Source organism: Stutzerimonas stutzeri (assembly GCF_009789555.1).
In the GTDB taxonomy this organism is placed as follows: domain Bacteria; phylum Pseudomonadota; class Gammaproteobacteria; order Pseudomonadales; family Pseudomonadaceae; genus Stutzerimonas; species Stutzerimonas stutzeri_R.
Map to the genome: position 1 here is coordinate 564,819 of NZ_CP046902.1, position 16,753 is coordinate 581,571.

Sequence of the window (16,753 nt, forward strand, 5' to 3'; positions counted from 1 at the left end):
CATGCGCACCCTCACCAATATCATCCAGTTGGGCATCAAGGAGTTGCGTAGTCTGTACCGCGATCCGGCATTGCTGGTGCTGATCATCTACGCCTTCACCCTGGCCATCCATGTCAGCGCCACCGCACTGCCGGAATCGCCCCATCGCGCCAGCGTTGCGATCGTCGATGAAGACCAGTCGCAAGCCTCTCAACGAGTCATCAATGCGTTCCTGCTGCCCTACTTCATGCCACCCGAACTCATCGACCTGCACCAGATGGACACGGGCATGGATGCCGGCTTCTATACCTTCACCCTGAACATTCCACCGAACTTCCAGCAAGACCTGCTGGCCGGGCGCAGTCCAACGATCCAGCTCAACGTCGATGCTACCCAGATCAGCCAGGCGTTTACAGGTGCCGGGTATATCCAGCAGATCGTCAACGATGAACTGGAAGGCTTCGTCAAACGCTACCGCAGCGTCGATGCCATGCCCGTAGAAGCGGTGATGCGCACCGTTTTCAACCCGAACCTGACCCGCTCCTGGTTCGGCGCGGTAAACGAGGTGATCAACCAGATCACCATGCTGTCGATCATTCTCACCGGCGCTGCACTGATCCGCGAGCGCGAACACGGCACCATCGAGCATTTGCTGGTGATGCCCGTGACGCCTGTCGAAATCATGCTGGCCAAAGTCTGGGCAATGGGGCTGGTCGTGCTGCTGGCCTCGGCGTTCGCCCTGCGCTTCATCGTCGAAGGCTGGTTACAGATTCCGATCCAGGGATCACTGTTACTGTTCATGGGCGGAGCGGCTTTGCACCTGTTCGCCACTACCTCCATGGGAATTTTCTTCGGCACCGTTGCCCGCTCCATGCCGCAGCTGGGGCTGCTGATCATCCTGGTGCTGATACCGCTGCAGATTCTGTCGGGCGGGATGACGCCACGTGAAAGCATGCCGGACCTGGTACAGCACATCATGTGGGCGGCGCCGACCACGCATTTCGTCGAACTGGCCCAGGCCATCCTGTTCCGCGGTGCCGGCCTGTCGGTCATCTGGCCACAACTGCTGGCGCTGCTGGCGATCGGCGCGGTGTTTTTCCTCGGTGCGCTGTCGCGCTTGCGCAGCTCATTGCGTTAGTGATCCGATGCATCTTTCCCCGGGCTTTGCACACGGTCGTCGGTGTCTGTACAAAGGCCCGCTTGCGGCTGGTCCAGACCCGGGACGCAAGGCGCGACGGCCGGCTCAAGCGCGTGGGCCTTTTGATCGAACGCCGAGCGGATCGCCGACACGCGGGACACCATGCGACGACTGGCGATGCGGACGGCCGGGTCCTCGCTGGCCATGAGTTCGAAAGAGAAGGTCGTCAGTGCCTCAGCCAGCTGGGACATGCTGTGCGAGGTGAGCGTCAGTAGCTCGGCGAGTCGGTCGTTGCGCATAGGCATTCCATTGCTACCGATCAGGGGCGTTGACGCGAATAGTACTCAATTGAGCCTTCCACGCCACGCTCCCTTTCGCCGTGAATGCCATTTTTGTGCGCTCGTCTTCGGCCGGGTACCGGGGCGCGTCGGTGTTTTGCCTCGCCGCGCCGCAGTCGGATGATTGTCTGTCGGGCAACACTGCCTCAAACTTTTGCCCGAGGTCATCATCGCCACGCCGTGGCCGGGAATTTTTACATTTCCGGCAGGTCTATCCTGCCGACATGCCAAGAGCTTGCTGCTCTGTAGCGCGCCAAGGAAGCCTATCAATCATGCGCATACTTGTAACCGGCGGAGCCGGATTCATCGGCTCTGCTCTGATCCGCCATCTCATCCAAGACACCGACCACAGCGTCCTCAACCTGGACAAGCTGACCTACGCCGGCAATCTCGAGTCGCTGGCCGAGGTTGAGAACAGTGAACGCTATCAATTTCTCCAGGCCGACATCGCCGACCGCGAACGGGTGAGCGAAGCCCTGCTGGAATTCCAGCCGGACGCCATCATGCACCTGGCCGCCGAGTCGCACGTGGATCGCTCCATCGACGGGCCGGCCGAATTCATCCAGACCAACATCGTCGGTACCTACCAGTTGCTCGAAGCGGCGCGCGCCTATTGGCAGACGTTGCCCCAAGCCCGCCGCGATGCGTTCCGCTTTCACCATATCTCCACCGATGAGGTCTACGGCGACCTGCATGGCGTCGATGACCTGTTCACGGAAACCACGCCCTATGCGCCCAGCTCGCCCTATTCGGCCAGCAAGGCGTCCTCGGATCATCTGGTCCGGGCCTGGCAGCGGACCTATGGCCTGCCGGTGCTGATCACCAATTGCTCGAACAACTACGGGCCGTATCACTTCCCCGAGAAGCTGATTCCACTGGTCATCCTCAACGCGCTCGACGGCAAGCCGCTGCCGGTGTACGGCAACGGCACGCAGGTGCGTGACTGGCTGTTCGTCGAGGATCACGCGCGCGCGCTGTTCAAGGTCGTCAGCGAAGGCAAGGTCGGCGAAACCTACAACATCGGTGGCCACAACGAGCAGAAGAACATCGACGTGGTGCGCGGCATCTGTGCGCTGCTCGAAGAACTGGCTCCGCGCAAGCCCGACGGGGTGGCGCGCTTCGAAGACCTGATCACGTTCGTCAAGGATCGTCCGGGCCACGACCTGCGCTACGCCATCGACGCCTGCAAGATCGAGCGCGAACTTGGCTGGGTGCCGCAGGAAACCTTCGAGAGCGGCTTGCGCAAGACCGTGCAGTGGTACCTGAACAATCTGGAATGGTGCCGTCGCGTCCAGGACGGCAGCTATCAACGCGAGCGCCTCGGCGCGCTGGAGAACGCATGAAAGGAATCATCCTCGCCGGGGGCTCAGGCACCCGCCTGCACCCCATCACCCTTGGCGTATCCAAGCAGTTGCTGCCGATCTACGACAAGCCGATGGCCTACTACCCCATCTCGGTGCTGATGCTTGCCGGCATTCGGGACATCCTGCTGATCTCCACGCCGCAGGATCTGCCGCAGTACCGCAACCTGCTGGGCGATGGCAGCCAGTTCGGGGTCAATTTCAGCTACGCCGAACAACCGTCACCGGACGGACTGGCCCAGGCGTTTTTGATTGGCGAACAGTTCATCGGCGATGACTCGGTGTGCCTGATCCTCGGCGATAACATCTTCCACGGCCAGCACTTCACCGAGAAGCTGCAACGCGCATCGAGCCAGCCAAAGGGCGCGACCGTGTTCGGCTACTGGGTCAAGGACCCGGAGCGTTTCGGCGTCATTGATTTCGACGAGAACGGCAAGGCCTTGTCGATCGAGGAAAAGCCTGCGAAACCGAAGTCCAGCTACGCGGTGACCGGCCTGTACTTCTACGACAATGACGTGGTCGAGATCGCCAAGTCGATCACGCCATCGCCGCGCGGCGAGCTGGAGATCACCGACGTCAACAACGCCTACCTCAAGCGCGGCGACCTCAACGTCGAGCGCTTTGGTCGCGGCTTCGCCTGGCTCGACACCGGCACCCATGACAGCCTGCTGGAAGCCTCGCAGTACGTACAGACCATCGAACATCGCCAAGGGCTGAAGGTTGCCTGCCTGGAAGAAATCGCCTATCAGCACAAGTGGATCGACCGCGAGCAGCTGCTGCGCCGCGCCGATGCCCTGGGCAAGACCGGCTATGGCCAGTATCTGTTCAAGCTGGCCGGGGAAGACGCATGAAGGTCATCGAAACGGACATCCCCGATGTGCTGATCATCGAGCCCAAGGTGTTCGGCGATGAGCGTGGGTTCTTCTATGAGAGTTTCAACGCCGCCGCGTTCGAGGCCGCGACCGGACTCAAGCGCACCTTCGTCCAGGACAACCATTCCAAATCCCAGCGTGGCGTTCTGCGCGGCCTGCACTACCAGATCCAGCAACCGCAGGGAAAGCTGGTTCGGGTGGTGGCAGGCGAAGTCTTCGACGTGGCCGTGGACCTTCGCCGTAGCTCGCCCAGTTTCGGCCGCTGGGTCGGCACTCACCTGAGCGCCCAGAACCAGCGCCAACTGTGGATTCCGGAAGGCTTTGCGCACGGTTTCGTGGTCCTCAGCGAAAGCGCCGAATTTCTCTACAAGACCACCGACTACTACGCGCCTGCCCATGAGCGGTCACTGCTCTGGAACGACCCGCAGATCGGCATCGCATGGCCGTTCCAGGAACTACCGCAGCTGTCGCCCAAGGACGCCGCGGGGAAGATCCTCAGCGAGGCGGAGCTATTTGCATGAAAATCCTGATCACCGGTAGCAAGGGGCAACTGTCTCAGGAGCTGCAACTGGCGCTTGCCGGTGAAGGGAAAGTGCTTGCCCTGGGCCACAAGGTGCTGGATCTGGCAGTACCGACGCAGATTCGCCAACAGATTCGCTTGCTGCGCCCGGACCTGATCATCAACGCAGCCGCCTATACCGCGGTCGACCCGGCCCAGGACGACCGCGATCGGGCCTTTGCGGTAAACGCCGTCGGCCCTGGCGTGTTGGCCGAAGAAGCGGTGGCGCTGGGCGTGCCGCTGATCCACTACTCCACCGACTACGTGTTCGATGGGCGCAAGACCGAGCCGTACCAGGAAGAAGATCTACCGGCCCCGCTGAGCGTTTACGGGGCCAGCAAACTGGCGGGCGAGCAGGCGATTCAGGCCGTCGGCGGGGAGCATCTGATCCTGCGTACCAGTTGGGTCTACTCACTGCACGGGCGCAACTTCCTGCTCACCATGCAGCGTTTGCTGCAAGAACGCGACTCGCTGTCGGTGGTGGAAGACGAGGTCGGCGCACCGACCTGGGCCGGTACGATCGCCGCCGTCACGGCCGAGATGGTCCGCAAGTGGCGAAACGGAGCGGGCGGGCCCAACGGCTTGTACCACCTGACCGCCACTGGCGAGACGTCCTGGTACGGTTTTGCCTGCAGCATCGCCGAGCACCTGGAGCGACAGGGCCTTCTGCGCGCCAGGCTCGAGCCGATCCTGTCCACGGACTACCCGACCGCTGCGCAGCGCCCGCTGAACTCCCGCCTGAGCTGCGCTCGCCTGCAGCGTGACTGGGGCATCGCGCTACCGGACTGGGAAACCGCGCTGCATCAATGCCTCGCCAATGCACGCGACGTTCCGGCCGATCAAAGCGTGCAGGCCATTCAAAGCGTCTGAGTTCGCCAGCAGGTCGAGGCGCTTGCGCCGACCTCGGCCGGTGGTCGGCTGAACGTGCATAATGTCGCCCGAATCACAGGCGCATCCGCATGACATCACCCGAATCTCCCCGCCGTCCTCGCTGGCGCAACCTGGCCCTTGTCGCCCTGTTACTGGCGCCACTGCTGTGGCCGTTACAGCAGCTGGCCGAGCGCTATTACAGCAACGAGCTGATCGAGCAGAACCGGCAAACCCTCGATCTGTACGTGGCCAACCTGCTCGGCTCGCTGCGCCGCTACGAGGTGCTGCCGCGTATTCTTGGCGATCTGCCGACCCTGCGAACCGCGCTGCGCCAGCCGCACGACCCGGTCATCAAGGACCAGGCCAATCGCCTGCTGGATCAACTGCGCAAGGAAACCGGCGCCGATGTGATCTACCTGATGGCACCGGATGGCAACACGCTGGCCGCCTCGAACTGGAACGACGAGGACAGCTTCGTCAACCGGAACTTCGCGTTTCGCCCCTACTTCAGAGAAGCCATGGCCGGTGAGCTGGGGCGTTTCTTCGGCCTGGGCACCACCTCGGGCAAGCGCGGCTATTACTTCGGAGCCGCCGTGCGCGATGGCGACCAGGCACTCGGCGTGCTGGTGGTGAAAGTCGACCTGGACTACACCGAAACCCTCTGGGGCACGACGCCCGAACAACTCATGGTGACCGATAATTTTGGCGTTGTGATCCTCACGTCCAAGCCGCAATGGCGGTTTCGTGCCAGCCGGGCGCTGGATATCGATGAGCGTGAGCAGATCGCGTCCGTGCGTCCCTATCCAACACTCGACCCGCAGGACCTGACGCTCGATATCGACACCTGGCTGATCCAGAGCCGCGAGCTCAAGGAAACCGGCTGGACCGTGCGCATCCTGGCGCCGATCAGCCTGGTCGTGCGACCGGTGCAGACCGTCGTGGCGATCGGGGCGGCCACCCTGGCGGCGCTGTTGCTGCTGCTCGGGCTGTTGATGCAGCGCCGCCGCCACTACCTCGAACGCATCGCGCTGGACGCCAAGGCACGCCAACAGCTGGAACGTCGCGTGCAAGCCCGCACACAGGATCTGGAAGCGCTGAACAGCCGGCTCAGGCAGGAAGTTCTGGAGCGCGAACAGGCGCAGCAGGAGCTGGTCCGTGCTCAGGACGAGCTGCTACAGGCGGGCAAGCTGTCGGCGCTGGGCACCATGTCGGCCAGCATCAGCCATGAACTCAATCAGCCGCTGGGCGCGATCCGCAGCTACGCGGACAACGCCGGCGTGCTGCTCGATCAACAGCGGAACGAGGAAGCACGCGACAACCTCAGGTTGATCAGCGAACTGACGGCGCGCATGGCCTCGATCATCGCCCATCTGCGCGCCTTCGCCCGCCGCGATCGGCATGCGCCGGAGCGGGTCGCGTTGCAACCGGCGCTGGACGATGCGCTGGCCCTGCTGGCCAAGCGTCGGCAAGCCATGGGCGTGGAATTGATCCGTGATCTTCCGGAGGCGACGCTATGGGTCCAGGCGGGCGAGACGCGGCTGCGGCAGATTCTTTCCAATCTGCTGGCCAATGCGCTCGATGCGCTCAACGAGCGCCCACCGGTGCGGCGCATCTGGCTGCGCGCCGAACGCCAGGGTGACGGCGTGCTACTGACCCTGCGCGACAACGGGCCGGGATTTACCGCCGAGGCGCTGCAACGCGCCCGCGAACCCTTCTTCACCACCAAGACCAGCGCGCAAGGGCTGGGGTTGGGGCTGGCCATCTGCGATACCCTGACCCGGGCCCTGGGCGGCGAGCTGACGTTGGCCAACCATTCCGAAGGCGGCGCCCAGCTGAGCCTTTACCTGCGCTCCGCCGCCCCTGGCGTCGCCTTCCCGAGCGAGGACTAGCATGACCAGCCAGATCGACCCGCAGTGCCAGGTAGTCCTGGTCGACGACGACCCTCACCTGCGCAAGGCCCTGAGCCAGACACTCGACCTCGCCGGGCTGAAGGTGCTCAGCCTGGGCGACGCGCGCGGCCTGCCGGCCATGCTGCCAGTGGACTGGCCCGGCGTGGTGGTCAGCGACATCCGCATGCCCGGCCTCGATGGCCTGGCGCTCCAGCAACAACTGCAGGCGCTCGACAGCGAGCTGCCGGTTCTGTTGATCACCGGCCACGGCGACATTCAACTGGCGGTGCAGGCGATGCGCGCCGGCGCCTACGACTTCCTCGAAAAACCCTTTCCCAGCGAAGCGCTGCTCGATGGGGTACGCCGCGCCCTGGCCCTGCGCCAGCTGGTCCTGGACAACCGCAGCCTGCGCCTGGCGTTGGCCGACCGCCAACAGCTCTCCACCCGGCTGCTTGGCCAGTCGCCCGCCATGCGGCGCCTGCGAGAACAGATCGGCGCGCTCGCCAGCACGCAGGCCGACGTACTGATCCTCGGTGAAACCGGTGCCGGCAAGGAAGTCGTCGCGCGCGCGCTGCATGATCTGTCCAGCCGGCGCGCTGGCCCCTTTGTCGCCATCAATGCCGGCGCGCTGGCCGAATCGGTGGTCGAAAGCGAACTCTTCGGCCACGAGGCGGGCGCCTTCACCGGTGCGCAAAAACGCCGCATCGGCAAGTTCGAATTCGCCAACGGCGGCACCCTGTTCCTGGACGAAATCGAGAGCATGAGCCTCGATGTGCAGGTCAAACTGCTGCGCATGCTCCAGGAGCGGGTCGTCGAACGCCTGGGCGGCAACCAGTCGATCGCGCTGGACATCCGGGTCATCGCCGCGACCAAGGAAGACTTGCGCCAGGCTGCCGACCAGGGCCGTTTCCGCGCCGACCTCTACTACCGGCTGAACGTCGCGCCGCTGCGCATCCCGCCTCTGCGAGAGCGCAGCGAAGACCCGCTTTTCCTGTTCCAGCATTTCGCCGAAACCGCGGCCAACCGCCACGGCCTGCCAATCCGTGAACTGCGCCCGGAGCAGCGCGGGCAGCTTCTCAGGCACAGCTGGCCCGGCAACGTCCGCGAGCTGCAGAACACCGCCGAACGCTTTGCGCTGGGGCTGCAGCTGGGGCTGGACGACCCGGCCCTGGTTGCCGAGGGTGGGGTCGCAACGACGGGAAGTGCCTTGAACGAGCAGGTCGAAGCGTTCGAGCGCGCGCTGATCGCCGCCGAGCTGGCACGCCCGCACAGCTCGTTGCGCAGCGTTGCCGAGGCCCTTGGCCTGCCACGCAAGACGCTTCACGACAAGCTTCGCAAACACGGCCTGGTTTTCAACGATGCTGGCGGAAGCCCGCCCGAGGACGGCGAGTAGTTGGCGGTTTTCCGCCATGATGGCCGCTTTCCAGCGACCCTCAAATCCTGCGGTTGTGTGCCACACCGTTGCAACAATACTCCGGCTAGCTGGCGCAGGCGCACCGGCGATTGCACAGGTGGCCCGCCGAAGGTGCGCGCTAGACGCGCTGGCTGAGAAATATTCGTCAGCATTTTGCCACTACAACGGTAAACTCCGGTTCCACGGGGGCAATATCCGTGCATTTGGCACAGCGCTTGCTCTCGCAAACCCCATGAGTTGGTGATCAGGTCTGCCGACGGTGCCGCGACTTTTCTTCGAGGACGCCTAGACTTGTCTTGCTGACTACAGCCGAGCCACCGCTCCACGCGGCAGCTCAATTCACAACAAGAGGAAAACAACAATGTTCAAACTGACCGCCACGGCGCTCGCCTGCGCCTTGTCACTGGGAATCGCAGGCCTGGCCCAGGCAGCCGACCCGATCCTGATCAAGTTCTCCCACGTGGTTGCCGAAAACACGCCGAAAGGCCAGGGCGCCAATCTGTTCAAGAAGCTGGTGGAAGAACGCCTGCCCGGCAAGGTCGAGGTTCAGGTCTACCCGAACTCGTCGCTGTTCGGCGACGGCAAGGAAATGGAAGCGCTGCTGCTGGGCGACGTGCAGCTGATCGCACCTTCGCTGGCCAAGTTCGAGCACTACTCCAAGGGCGTCCAGGTATTCGACCTGCCGTTCCTGTTCGACAACATCCAGGCGGTTGACCGCTTCCAGCAGAGCGAAGCCGGCCAGGGCCTGCTGCGCTCCATGGAAGACAAGAACATCACCGGCCTGGGCTACTGGCACAACGGCATGAAGCAGTTGTCCGCCAACAAGGAACTGCGCGCGCCGAAAGACGCTCGTGGCCTGAAGTTCCGCGTTCAGGCCTCTGCCGTACTCGACGAGCAGTTCAAGGCCCTGCGCGCCAACCCGCGCAAGATGAGCTTCGCCGAGGTTTACCAGGGTCTGCAGACCGGCGTGGTGAACGGTGCCGAAAACCCCTACTCGAACATCTACTCGCAGAAGATGCACGAGGTGCAGAAGCACATCACCGAGTCCGACCATGGTCTGCTCGACTACATGCTGATCACCAACACCAAGTTCTGGAACGGTTTGCCGGCTGACGTACGCGGCGAGCTGGAAACGATCCTGGACGAGGTGACCGTCGAGGTGAACAAGCAGGCTGACGCGCTGAACCAGAAAGCCAAGCAGGACATCCTGGCCGCTGGCACCACCGAAATCCTCGTACTGACCCCGGAAGAGCGGGCCGAGTGGCGCGAAGCCATGAAGCCGGTCTGGAAGAAGTTCGAGAACGAAATCGGTGCTGACCTGATCAAGGCCGCCGAAGCGGCAAACGCTCAGTAAAACCCAACCGCAGGGGGCGGGCTCGCTCGCCTCCTGCGTTGCGCAACGGCAATACCGACAGCTCAGTGAAAAACACAACGACCAGGCGCGCATGACGGCGAGTTGTTTCACGCCTTGCGCCTCGTCCAGAACAAGCCTTTCATTGCTCTGTCATCCGGTAACCAGACCGGATCATGGCGCACGTTCCGTACGCCCATCGAACAATGCAATCCATCGGGAGATGTCATCCATGAACGCCCTCTGGCGCGTCTGGGACCACTTCGAGGAAGGCTTCATCGCCTTTCTGCTGGCCGCCATGACTCTGGTGACCTTCGTTTACGTGGTCCTGAACAACCTCTATACCGTTTTCTACAGCCTTGGCGATAGCTTCGAAGCCGCCAGCGATTTCTTTTTCGCCCTGGGCGACTTCACCATCGGACTGGCACAGTCGATGACCTGGAGCACAGCGCTGACCAAGGCCCTGTTCGCCTGGCTGATCTTTTCCGGCCTCGCCTATGGCGTACGGACTGCCGGCCACATCGGCGTCGACGCACTGGTCAAACTGGCGCCGCGCCACGTGCAGCGTTACATCGGCGTGCTCGCCTGCCTGTTCTGCCTGGGCTATGCCGCCCTGTTGACCGTGGCCAGCTACGAGTGGATCCAGGCGTTGTTCATTGCCAACATCGGCGCCGAAGACCTTGGCCATATTGGCATCAAGCAATGGCATATCGGGATGATCGTGCCCTTCGGCTTTGCCATGGTGTTCATCCGTTTCGTGGAAATCCTGCTGCGCATCCTGCGCAACGAGCAAACCGGACTGGGGCTGGCCGATGAGGCTGCCGAAGCGGCCAGGCTCGGTGAAGAGGAGCCGAAGTAATGACTATCCTGTTCCTCTTCCTGGCGCTATTCGCGCTGATGTTCATCGGTGTGCCGGTCGCCATCTCGCTCGGTCTGGCCGGTTCGCTGACCATTGTCTTCTTCAGCCCCGACTCGGTGCGCTCGCTGGCGATCAAGCTGTTCGAAACCTCCGAACACTACACCCTGCTGGCCATCCCGTTCTTCCTCCTGGCTGGCGCGTTCATGACCACCGGCGGTGTCGCCAAGCGTCTGATCGATTTCGCCAACGCCACGGTCGGACACATCCGTGGTGGCCTGGCCATCGGCGCGGTAATGGCGTGCATGCTGTTCGCCGCGTTGTCCGGTTCCTCGCCGGCCACCGTCGCCGCGGTCGGCTCCATTGCCATCGCCGGCATGGTGCGCTCCGGTTACCCGCAGGCCTTCGGCGCGGGCATCGTCTGTAACGCCGGTACCCTGGGCATCCTGATCCCGCCCTCGATCGTCATGGTGGTCTACGCCGCGGCGACCGAGACCTCGGTTGGCAAGCTGTTCATGGCCGGCGTGGTACCCGGTATCCTGCTCGGCCTCGGGCTGATGATCGCGATCTACATCGTCGCGGTGAAGAAGAATTTGCCGGCCATGCCGCGCGCGAGCTTCCGCCAGTGGCTGTCGGCGGCACGCAAGGCGCTGTGGGGCCTGCTGTTGATGTTCATCATCCTCGGCGGCATCTACTCGGGCATGTTCACACCGACCGAGGCGGCGGCCGTGGCGGCGGTTTATTCGGCCTTCATCGCGCTGTTCGTCTACAAGGACATCACCCTGCGCGACTGCCCGCGGGTGCTGCTCGAGTCGGGCAAGCTGACGATCATGCTGATGTTCATCATCGCCAACGCCATGCTGTTTGCGCACGTGCTGACCACCGAACAGATCCCGCAACAGATCACCGCCATGGTGCTCGAGGCGGGTCTTCAGCCATGGATGTTCCTGCTGGTGGTAAACATCGTGCTGCTGGTGGCCGGTGCCTTCATGGAGCCGTCGGCGATCATCCTGATCCTGGCGCCGATCCTGTTCCCGATCGCCGTACAGTTGGGAATCGACCCGATCCACCTCGGCATCATCATGGTGGTGAACATGGAGATCGGCCTGATCACGCCACCGGTGGGGCTGAACCTGTTTGTCGCGTCAGCCGTGACTCGCATGCCGGTGACTCAGGTGATTCGCGCGGTCCTGCCATGGCTGGCCCTGATGCTGGGCTTCCTGGTACTGATTACCTACGTGCCGGCGATCTCCCTCGGCCTGCCGAACCTACTGGGGATGTAACCGCCCCGAACGTACGCGTTCCCTTCAGCCCGGCCTCGCGCCGGGCTTTTTCATGCCTGCATCAAAGGGCCAGCACGTCCGTTGGGCGGCGCCGAAACCAACCGGTCAACGATAGGCGGTCGGCCTGGGTCACCAGGACCTCGTGAGGAAAGTCAGCCGACAGGAAGATCAGCAGATCGCCTGCCAGCGGTGCGATATCGAGACTCGACCCATCGGCGAAATGCATCCGCAGTTCACCGCCATCGGCGGGTTGCCAATCCGGATTCAGGTACAGCACTGCGCTGACGCAGCGGCTGTCGTCGTCGCGAAAACGATCCAGATGCGTCTGGTAAAAGGCGCCAGGCGGATAGAGGGCGAAGTGGCACTCGAACTCTTCCAGGCCGAGAAACAGCTCGCGATTGAGCGTCTGTCGCAGCCCGTCCATCAGCGCCAGGTAGACATCGCAAACCTCCGCCTGCCCCTCTTCCACCCAATGGATATGGTCGCCGCGAATGCCTTCGCGTACCGCCTGCTCCTCGCCTCGACCGACACCAGCGGGCGCCAGCGTACCCTCGGCATACCGTTTGCGGCACTCGTTGGCCAGCTTTTGGGTCACATCACTGGACAGGAAGGAACTCTGCAGCGACCAGCCGCGCGCGGCCAGGTCGTCGATGATCGTAGAGAACGGCAAGGAAAGTGACTCCGATGGTCAGGTTGGCGTTTCCCGGCGGCCTCGGCGGGCCCGTGGGGAAACAGCGACTGAGTCTAGCAGCAGTGCTTTCGCTCCTCGACAAGCCCGGGTCGCGGCGCTGAAAATAAACCGCCCGCCACAGAGGAGCTTCCATGCGCGCCCTTATTGCTTGTGTATTACTCGCCTTCAGCCTGACCACGCTGGCCGACAGCTACGATGAACTTTACGAGGCCGCGGGCTGGACGGAACAGCGCGCCAACTTTTCCGATGCCCTGACAGCCGCCCAGCAGCGTTACAAGAGCAGCCTGCCGCCGGCGGTCTTCCAGGCGTTGGTGACCAATAGCAACCGGCGCTTCGCCGTCGACGCCATCGACCAGCGCGCACAGCAGGCACTGCGGCAGAACTTGCCAGACCCTCAGCCCGCGCTGGATTTCTTTCAGTCGCCGCTGGGCCACAAGGTGGTTGCGGCCGAAACACTGGCGGGACGACGCGAACAGTTGGCGCGTTATGAAAATGGCCTGCCACGGATGCAAGCCGGCAGTAATCGGCAATTACTGATCCGCCACCTGGCCCAGGCGCTACCGGCCGCCGAAGCCGGTGCCGAGGTCAGCCTGGCACTGGCCGGCGTCGCCGCTGACAGCCTCAGCCAGATGATTCCCGGCCTGCTCGGCGGCGGACAGGCGCAGGGTCTGCTGGACAGCCAGCGCGAGCGCTTGCAGCAACAGGTCGAAAGCGACCTGGATAACACCTTGCTGTTCATCTATCGCGACCTTTCCGACGCCGAGCTGGAACAATTCGTCGAGTTCGCCCAATCGGAAGCGGGCCAGCGCTACTACCGGGCCGCGCTGCAAGCCCTGCGGGCAGGCCTCGCGGTCGGCATGAGCAGCACGGACATCCAGGCCCGGACCGGCGCTGCGGACAAGCGACTCGAGGCTACTTCAGCCGCTGGCTGAGGTAATCGAAGTATTCGCGGCGTATCGCTTCACGCTCGTTGACCAGATGATGGCGCGCGTCGGGCAGTCGGAGCACGTCCGGCGAGGTGAATTTTCGCTCGAGGACAGGGAGGTTGTGCTGCCAGTCCACGGTCATGTCAGCGCCACCCTGGACGATGATCGGGCTATGCGGACTGCGCGGCGCACCTTCTATGCGCGGAATCCAGCGTGACAACGCACCGACCCAGGCGGTAGGCAGGATGTTGGGCTGCAGCGGGTCGCTGGATTGGATGAACGTGAGAAATGCCGGATCACCCGAGTTCTCGCTGAAGCGCCGGGGGATCTGCTTGACGAAGCGACGCATCACCTCGTAACTGAGTCTGGACCAGCCCCAGGCGCGTGGACGCACCAGCGGCGCCAGCAATATCCCGCGGCCCAGCTGAGGCTGCTCCGGGTGACCGAGCAGATAATCCAGCACGATGGCAGCGCCAGTGCTTTGCCCCAGCAAATGCCAGGGCCTGGGCAATTGCAATTCGGCGGCCTCGTGAAGCAGCCCCTCCAGTACCGCCTGGTATTCATCGAACTCGTTGATGCTGGCGCGCGGCCCGCTGGACAGCCCATGCCCTGGCAGGTCGCAGGCGAGCACGGCAAAGCCCATATGCAGCGCCCAGTCCACCACGTGCCGGTACAGGCCCATGTGGTCGTAGTAGCCATGCAGGATGAGCAGCGTCGCCAACGGTTGCTCGGGACACCAGGCCTGCGCAGCCACCTCGTATCCGTGTACGGAAAAGCAGCCCAGGCGTCGCTTGACGTTGCGCTGATGAGGCAGATCCAGACCGTAGTAGGCTTGATAGAACTGGGCATCGTCGCTGAGGGCAGCGCCACGGCTGAGCGGACGTAACTGCGCGCGAAGGGCGTCGGGGTCGATTCGTGAGGGCATGTGGGGTTTTCTGGCTCCTGTTGATCCGAATATTCAGCTCAAAGGCACAACGTGGCAAGCTGGCGGCTCTTATGAAGAGTGCCGTCATGTCCGTACGCCACAAATACCTGATCGCCATTCTGATCGCGCTGCTCTGGGGCGCAGCCATGCTGGCCGCCTTCTGGTGGTTTGAGGCCCGTTACCTGAGGCCCTTCGAAAGCGAGCGCACGGCGCTGTTCTCCGGCGAGAAACTGACCTTGCCCGAGGCTTTGACAGGCCCCGGACCGATCCGCGTGGTGCATTTCTGGGACCCCGCGTGCCCTTGCAACGCAGGCAACCAGCAACACCTGGCTGAACTGATGCAGCGCTTCGGCGCACGCGGCGTGCAGTTTTACGTGCTGCAAAAACCAGGCAGTCGCGGTCGGTTACCCGACCCATTGAGCGGCCTGCAACCCCTGGACGCCCTGCCCGGTTCGCACGGCCTGCCTGCCAGCCCGGCCGTGGGCATCTGGGATGGGAGCGGCCAGTTGGCCTATATCGGGCCCTACAGCGAGGGAGCGGTGTGCAATTCCAGCAACAGCTTCGTCGAGCCAATCCTCGACGCGGTGCTGGCCGGACGTCAGGTCAAGGCGACCCACTCACTCGCGGTGGGCTGTTTCTGTGACTGGATCGATGTTGCACCGGCACCGACGTGAAATGCCGCTACAGTTATCGATCGCACTGCCGACAGATCGATAACGTGTCACCACCAGGCAAGGACGGATTCGATGCCCACACCCTTTCACCATCAGGCCGACCGCATCATGCTGGCCGTGCTCTGGACGATGGCCCTCTATTCGCTGGGGTTGGCTCTGTGGCATGACAGCTGGCCGGCTGCGCTGATCATCGGCGGCGGCACAGCGATCTGCCTCACCGCACTGCGCTCGCTGATTGGCGGCACCCGCCTCTTTCGCTGCCTGATGGGCACCGCCTTCATGGTCCTTTGCGCCCTGCATATTCAGCAGAGCCACGGCATGATCGAAATGCACTTTGGCATCTTCGTGCTGCTGGCGATCCTGGTCTATTACCGCGACTGGTTGCCCATCCTGGTGGCCGCCGGGGTCATCGCGGCGCATCACGTTGGCTTCTTTTTGCTGCAGCAAGGGAACGAGGGCATATGGGTAGTCCAGGCCGACGCCGGCTGGCCGATCATCCTTGTGCATGCCGGTTACGTCGTGGTCGAGAGCACGATTCTGGTAATCCTGGCGCTCCATGGCGCTCGTGATGCGGCCATCGGCGAGCATCTGCAACTGACCTCGGCGCATCTGCTGCGCGAGGGCCAACCGATCGATCTCACCTATCGCAGCGCGGCGACCGACCCATCGGCGCAAGGCTTCAACCGGCTACTGGGCGAGCTCGACGGCCTGGTCAGTCGCGTGGTCGGGGCAGGCACGGAGCTGCACGGCACGAGCGGCCACCTGGCCTCGACGACCGGCCGTCTGAACCAGGGCGCCGAAGCCCTGCAGGCCACGACCGGACAGATAGGCCAGAGCGTCGAGCAACTGAGTGCTGCGGTGATGCAGGTATCGGAGGAAACCGAACGTGCCGCCCAAAGCGCGCAGAAGGCCGACAGCGACGTTGCGGCCGGCATTAGCGCAGTGGCTGATGCGCAGAACGGAATCGTCGAACTAGCCAGCGAGATCGGCGTATGCAGCGAGGTGGTGCATGCGCTGGCAGAAGATACCCAACAGATCAATCGCGTGCTCGACGTCATTCACGCGGTGGCCGACCAGACCAATCTGCTGGCGCTCAATGCCGCCATCGAAGCCGCACGCGCCGGTACGCACGGCCGTGGCTTCGCCGTGGTCGCCGACGAGGTCCGTCAACTCGCCCAACGCACCCAGGAGGCCACCGGCGAAATCCAGACCATGATCGCCCGCCTGCAGGAAGGATCGGCCAATGCAGTCGAGGCCATGAGCCAGAGCAAAGATGGGGTACAGCGCTGCGTTGGCCACACCGAACGCATTGCACAGCTGCTCGAGGACATCGATCGATCCATCGAAGCGGTACAGTCAATCGGTGTGTCGACCCGCGAACAACTGGCCAGCGCCGCCGAACTGAGTGCCCTGGTGGAACAGGTGCGGGCGGTCGCCGAGCAGTCGGCCTGCGATGCAGAGGGCGTGTCAGGCGACAGCCAGCGCCTGGAGCACCTGGCCAGGCATCTGCTTGAGCTTTGCAGGCAATTCGAGGTCAGCGGAGAGGCGCAACCCGAGCCTGCGCTGGCGGGCGATGCCCTGGCCCGCCCCGCTTAAAAAGGCCGGCGCCCGGCAGCCCGCCGCCGCG

General features: G+C 63.4%; 16 protein-coding genes. 13 read left to right on the forward strand and 3 right to left on the reverse strand.

Translation table 11 applies throughout. The annotated features are described in order from the left end of the window. The first annotated feature begins 1 nt into the window (after position 1). Positions 2-1,117, forward strand: coding sequence for an ABC transporter permease (locus GQA94_RS02530; RefSeq protein WP_158186592.1), 1,116 nt, complete (start codon positions 2-4; stop codon positions 1,115-1,117). On the opposite strand, the gene GQA94_RS02535 is transcribed toward GQA94_RS02530, so the two are convergent. Continuing rightward, on the reverse strand, positions 1,114-1,416 hold the full coding sequence (locus GQA94_RS02535) for a hypothetical protein (RefSeq protein ID WP_158186593.1): 303 nt from the start codon (positions 1,414-1,416) through the stop codon (positions 1,114-1,116). The genes GQA94_RS02530 and GQA94_RS02535 overlap by 4 nt on opposite strands. 311 nt (positions 1,417-1,727) lie before the next feature. Between GQA94_RS02535 and rfbB the strand changes: the two genes are divergently transcribed. From rfbB to dctM, 9 genes are all read left to right on the forward strand, one after another. Continuing rightward, a complete protein-coding gene (gene rfbB / locus GQA94_RS02540; protein WP_158186594.1) occupies positions 1,728-2,798 on the forward strand; it encodes a dTDP-glucose 4,6-dehydratase in 1,071 nt (356 codons plus the stop codon). Further along, entirely contained in the window at positions 2,795-3,667 is an 873-nt protein-coding gene (gene rfbA, locus GQA94_RS02545) for a glucose-1-phosphate thymidylyltransferase RfbA (protein ID WP_158186595.1), read from the forward strand. The genes rfbB and rfbA overlap by 4 nt, the downstream gene beginning before the upstream one ends. After that, the gene (gene rfbC / locus GQA94_RS02550) at positions 3,664-4,209 is read left to right on the forward strand and encodes a dTDP-4-dehydrorhamnose 3,5-epimerase (protein WP_158186596.1); all 546 of its coding nucleotides are present in this window, start codon (positions 3,664-3,666) and stop codon (positions 4,207-4,209) included. Before rfbA ends, rfbC begins: the two co-directional genes overlap by 4 nt. Continuing rightward, positions 4,206-5,117, forward strand: coding sequence for a dTDP-4-dehydrorhamnose reductase (gene rfbD, locus GQA94_RS02555; RefSeq protein ID WP_158186597.1), 912 nt, complete (start codon positions 4,206-4,208; stop codon positions 5,115-5,117). The genes rfbC and rfbD overlap by 4 nt, the downstream gene beginning before the upstream one ends. 89 nt (positions 5,118-5,206) lie before the next feature. Continuing rightward, on the forward strand, positions 5,207-7,006 hold the full coding sequence (locus GQA94_RS02560; protein WP_158186598.1) for a sensor histidine kinase: 1,800 nt from the start codon (positions 5,207-5,209) through the stop codon (positions 7,004-7,006). Position 7,007: 1 nt separating this feature from the next. Beyond that, entirely contained in the window at positions 7,008-8,399 is a 1,392-nt protein-coding gene (locus GQA94_RS02565; RefSeq protein WP_158186599.1) for a sigma-54-dependent transcriptional regulator, read from the forward strand. Between the two features lie 382 nt (positions 8,400-8,781). Next, positions 8,782-9,774: a C4-dicarboxylate TRAP substrate-binding protein DctP gene (gene dctP / locus GQA94_RS02570; RefSeq protein ID WP_158186600.1), complete on the forward strand. Its 993-nt coding sequence runs from the start codon at positions 8,782-8,784 to the stop codon at positions 9,772-9,774. A 229-nt stretch (positions 9,775-10,003) separates the two neighbouring features. Beyond that, positions 10,004-10,630, forward strand: coding sequence for a TRAP transporter small permease (locus GQA94_RS02575; protein WP_158186601.1), 627 nt, complete (start codon positions 10,004-10,006; stop codon positions 10,628-10,630). After that, complete coding sequence (gene dctM / locus GQA94_RS02580) at positions 10,630-11,910, forward strand: C4-dicarboxylate TRAP transporter large permease protein DctM (RefSeq protein ID WP_158186602.1); 1,281 nt, start codon at positions 10,630-10,632, stop codon at positions 11,908-11,910. Before GQA94_RS02575 ends, dctM begins: the two co-directional genes overlap by 1 nt. A 61-nt stretch (positions 11,911-11,971) precedes the next feature. Here the strand turns inward: dctM and GQA94_RS02585 are convergent, their stop codons facing one another. Further along, positions 11,972-12,580: a 2OG-Fe(II) oxygenase gene (locus GQA94_RS02585; RefSeq protein ID WP_158186603.1), complete on the reverse strand. Its 609-nt coding sequence runs from the start codon at positions 12,578-12,580 to the stop codon at positions 11,972-11,974. Positions 12,581-12,732: 152 nt separating this feature from the next. On the opposite strand from GQA94_RS02585, the gene GQA94_RS02590 reads away from it, so the two are divergent. After that, positions 12,733-13,533, forward strand: coding sequence for a DUF2059 domain-containing protein (locus GQA94_RS02590; RefSeq protein ID WP_158186604.1), 801 nt, complete (start codon positions 12,733-12,735; stop codon positions 13,531-13,533). Here the strand turns inward: GQA94_RS02590 and GQA94_RS02595 are convergent. After that, the gene (locus tag GQA94_RS02595) at positions 13,514-14,452 is read right to left on the reverse strand and encodes an alpha/beta hydrolase (protein WP_158186605.1); all 939 of its coding nucleotides are present in this window, start codon (positions 14,450-14,452) and stop codon (positions 13,514-13,516) included. The genes GQA94_RS02590 and GQA94_RS02595 overlap by 20 nt on opposite strands. Positions 14,453-14,538: 86 nt before the next feature. Here GQA94_RS02595 and GQA94_RS02600 point away from each other — a divergent pair, with 86 nt between their 5' ends. Both GQA94_RS02600 and GQA94_RS23565 read left to right on the forward strand, forming a co-directional pair. Next, positions 14,539-15,126, forward strand: coding sequence for a DUF6436 domain-containing protein (locus GQA94_RS02600; protein WP_158186606.1), 588 nt, complete (start codon positions 14,539-14,541; stop codon positions 15,124-15,126). Positions 15,127-15,198: 72 nt separating this feature from the next. Beyond that, a complete protein-coding gene (locus GQA94_RS23565) occupies positions 15,199-16,722 on the forward strand; it encodes a methyl-accepting chemotaxis protein (protein ID WP_158186607.1) in 1,524 nt (507 codons plus the stop codon). The last annotated feature ends 31 nt before the right edge of the window (positions 16,723-16,753 follow it).

Bases quoted from the DNA above. Each gene is read 5' to 3' on its own strand.
- GQA94_RS02530 (WP_158186592.1), top strand. From the start codon at position 2: ATGCGCACCCTCACCAATATCATCCAGTTGGGCATCAAGGAGTTGCGT.
- GQA94_RS02535 (WP_158186593.1), bottom strand. From the start codon at position 1,416: ATGCGCAACGACCGACTCGCCGAGCTACTGACGCTCACCTCGCACAGC.
- rfbB (WP_158186594.1), top strand. From the start codon at position 1,728: ATGCGCATACTTGTAACCGGCGGAGCCGGATTCATCGGCTCTGCTCTG.
- rfbA (WP_158186595.1), top strand. From the start codon at position 2,795: ATGAAAGGAATCATCCTCGCCGGGGGCTCAGGCACCCGCCTGCACCCC.
- rfbC (WP_158186596.1), top strand. From the start codon at position 3,664: ATGAAGGTCATCGAAACGGACATCCCCGATGTGCTGATCATCGAGCCC.
- rfbD (WP_158186597.1), top strand. From the start codon at position 4,206: ATGAAAATCCTGATCACCGGTAGCAAGGGGCAACTGTCTCAGGAGCTG.
- GQA94_RS02560 (WP_158186598.1), top strand. From the start codon at position 5,207: ATGACATCACCCGAATCTCCCCGCCGTCCTCGCTGGCGCAACCTGGCC.
- GQA94_RS02565 (WP_158186599.1), top strand. From the start codon at position 7,008: ATGACCAGCCAGATCGACCCGCAGTGCCAGGTAGTCCTGGTCGACGAC.
- dctP (WP_158186600.1), top strand. From the start codon at position 8,782: ATGTTCAAACTGACCGCCACGGCGCTCGCCTGCGCCTTGTCACTGGGA.
- GQA94_RS02575 (WP_158186601.1), top strand. From the start codon at position 10,004: ATGAACGCCCTCTGGCGCGTCTGGGACCACTTCGAGGAAGGCTTCATC.
- dctM (WP_158186602.1), top strand. From the start codon at position 10,630: ATGACTATCCTGTTCCTCTTCCTGGCGCTATTCGCGCTGATGTTCATC.
- GQA94_RS02590 (WP_158186604.1), top strand. From the start codon at position 12,733: ATGCGCGCCCTTATTGCTTGTGTATTACTCGCCTTCAGCCTGACCACG.
- GQA94_RS02595 (WP_158186605.1), bottom strand. From the start codon at position 14,452: ATGCCCTCACGAATCGACCCCGACGCCCTTCGCGCGCAGTTACGTCCG.
- GQA94_RS02600 (WP_158186606.1), top strand. From the start codon at position 14,539: ATGTCCGTACGCCACAAATACCTGATCGCCATTCTGATCGCGCTGCTC.
- GQA94_RS23565 (WP_158186607.1), top strand. From the start codon at position 15,199: ATGCCCACACCCTTTCACCATCAGGCCGACCGCATCATGCTGGCCGTG.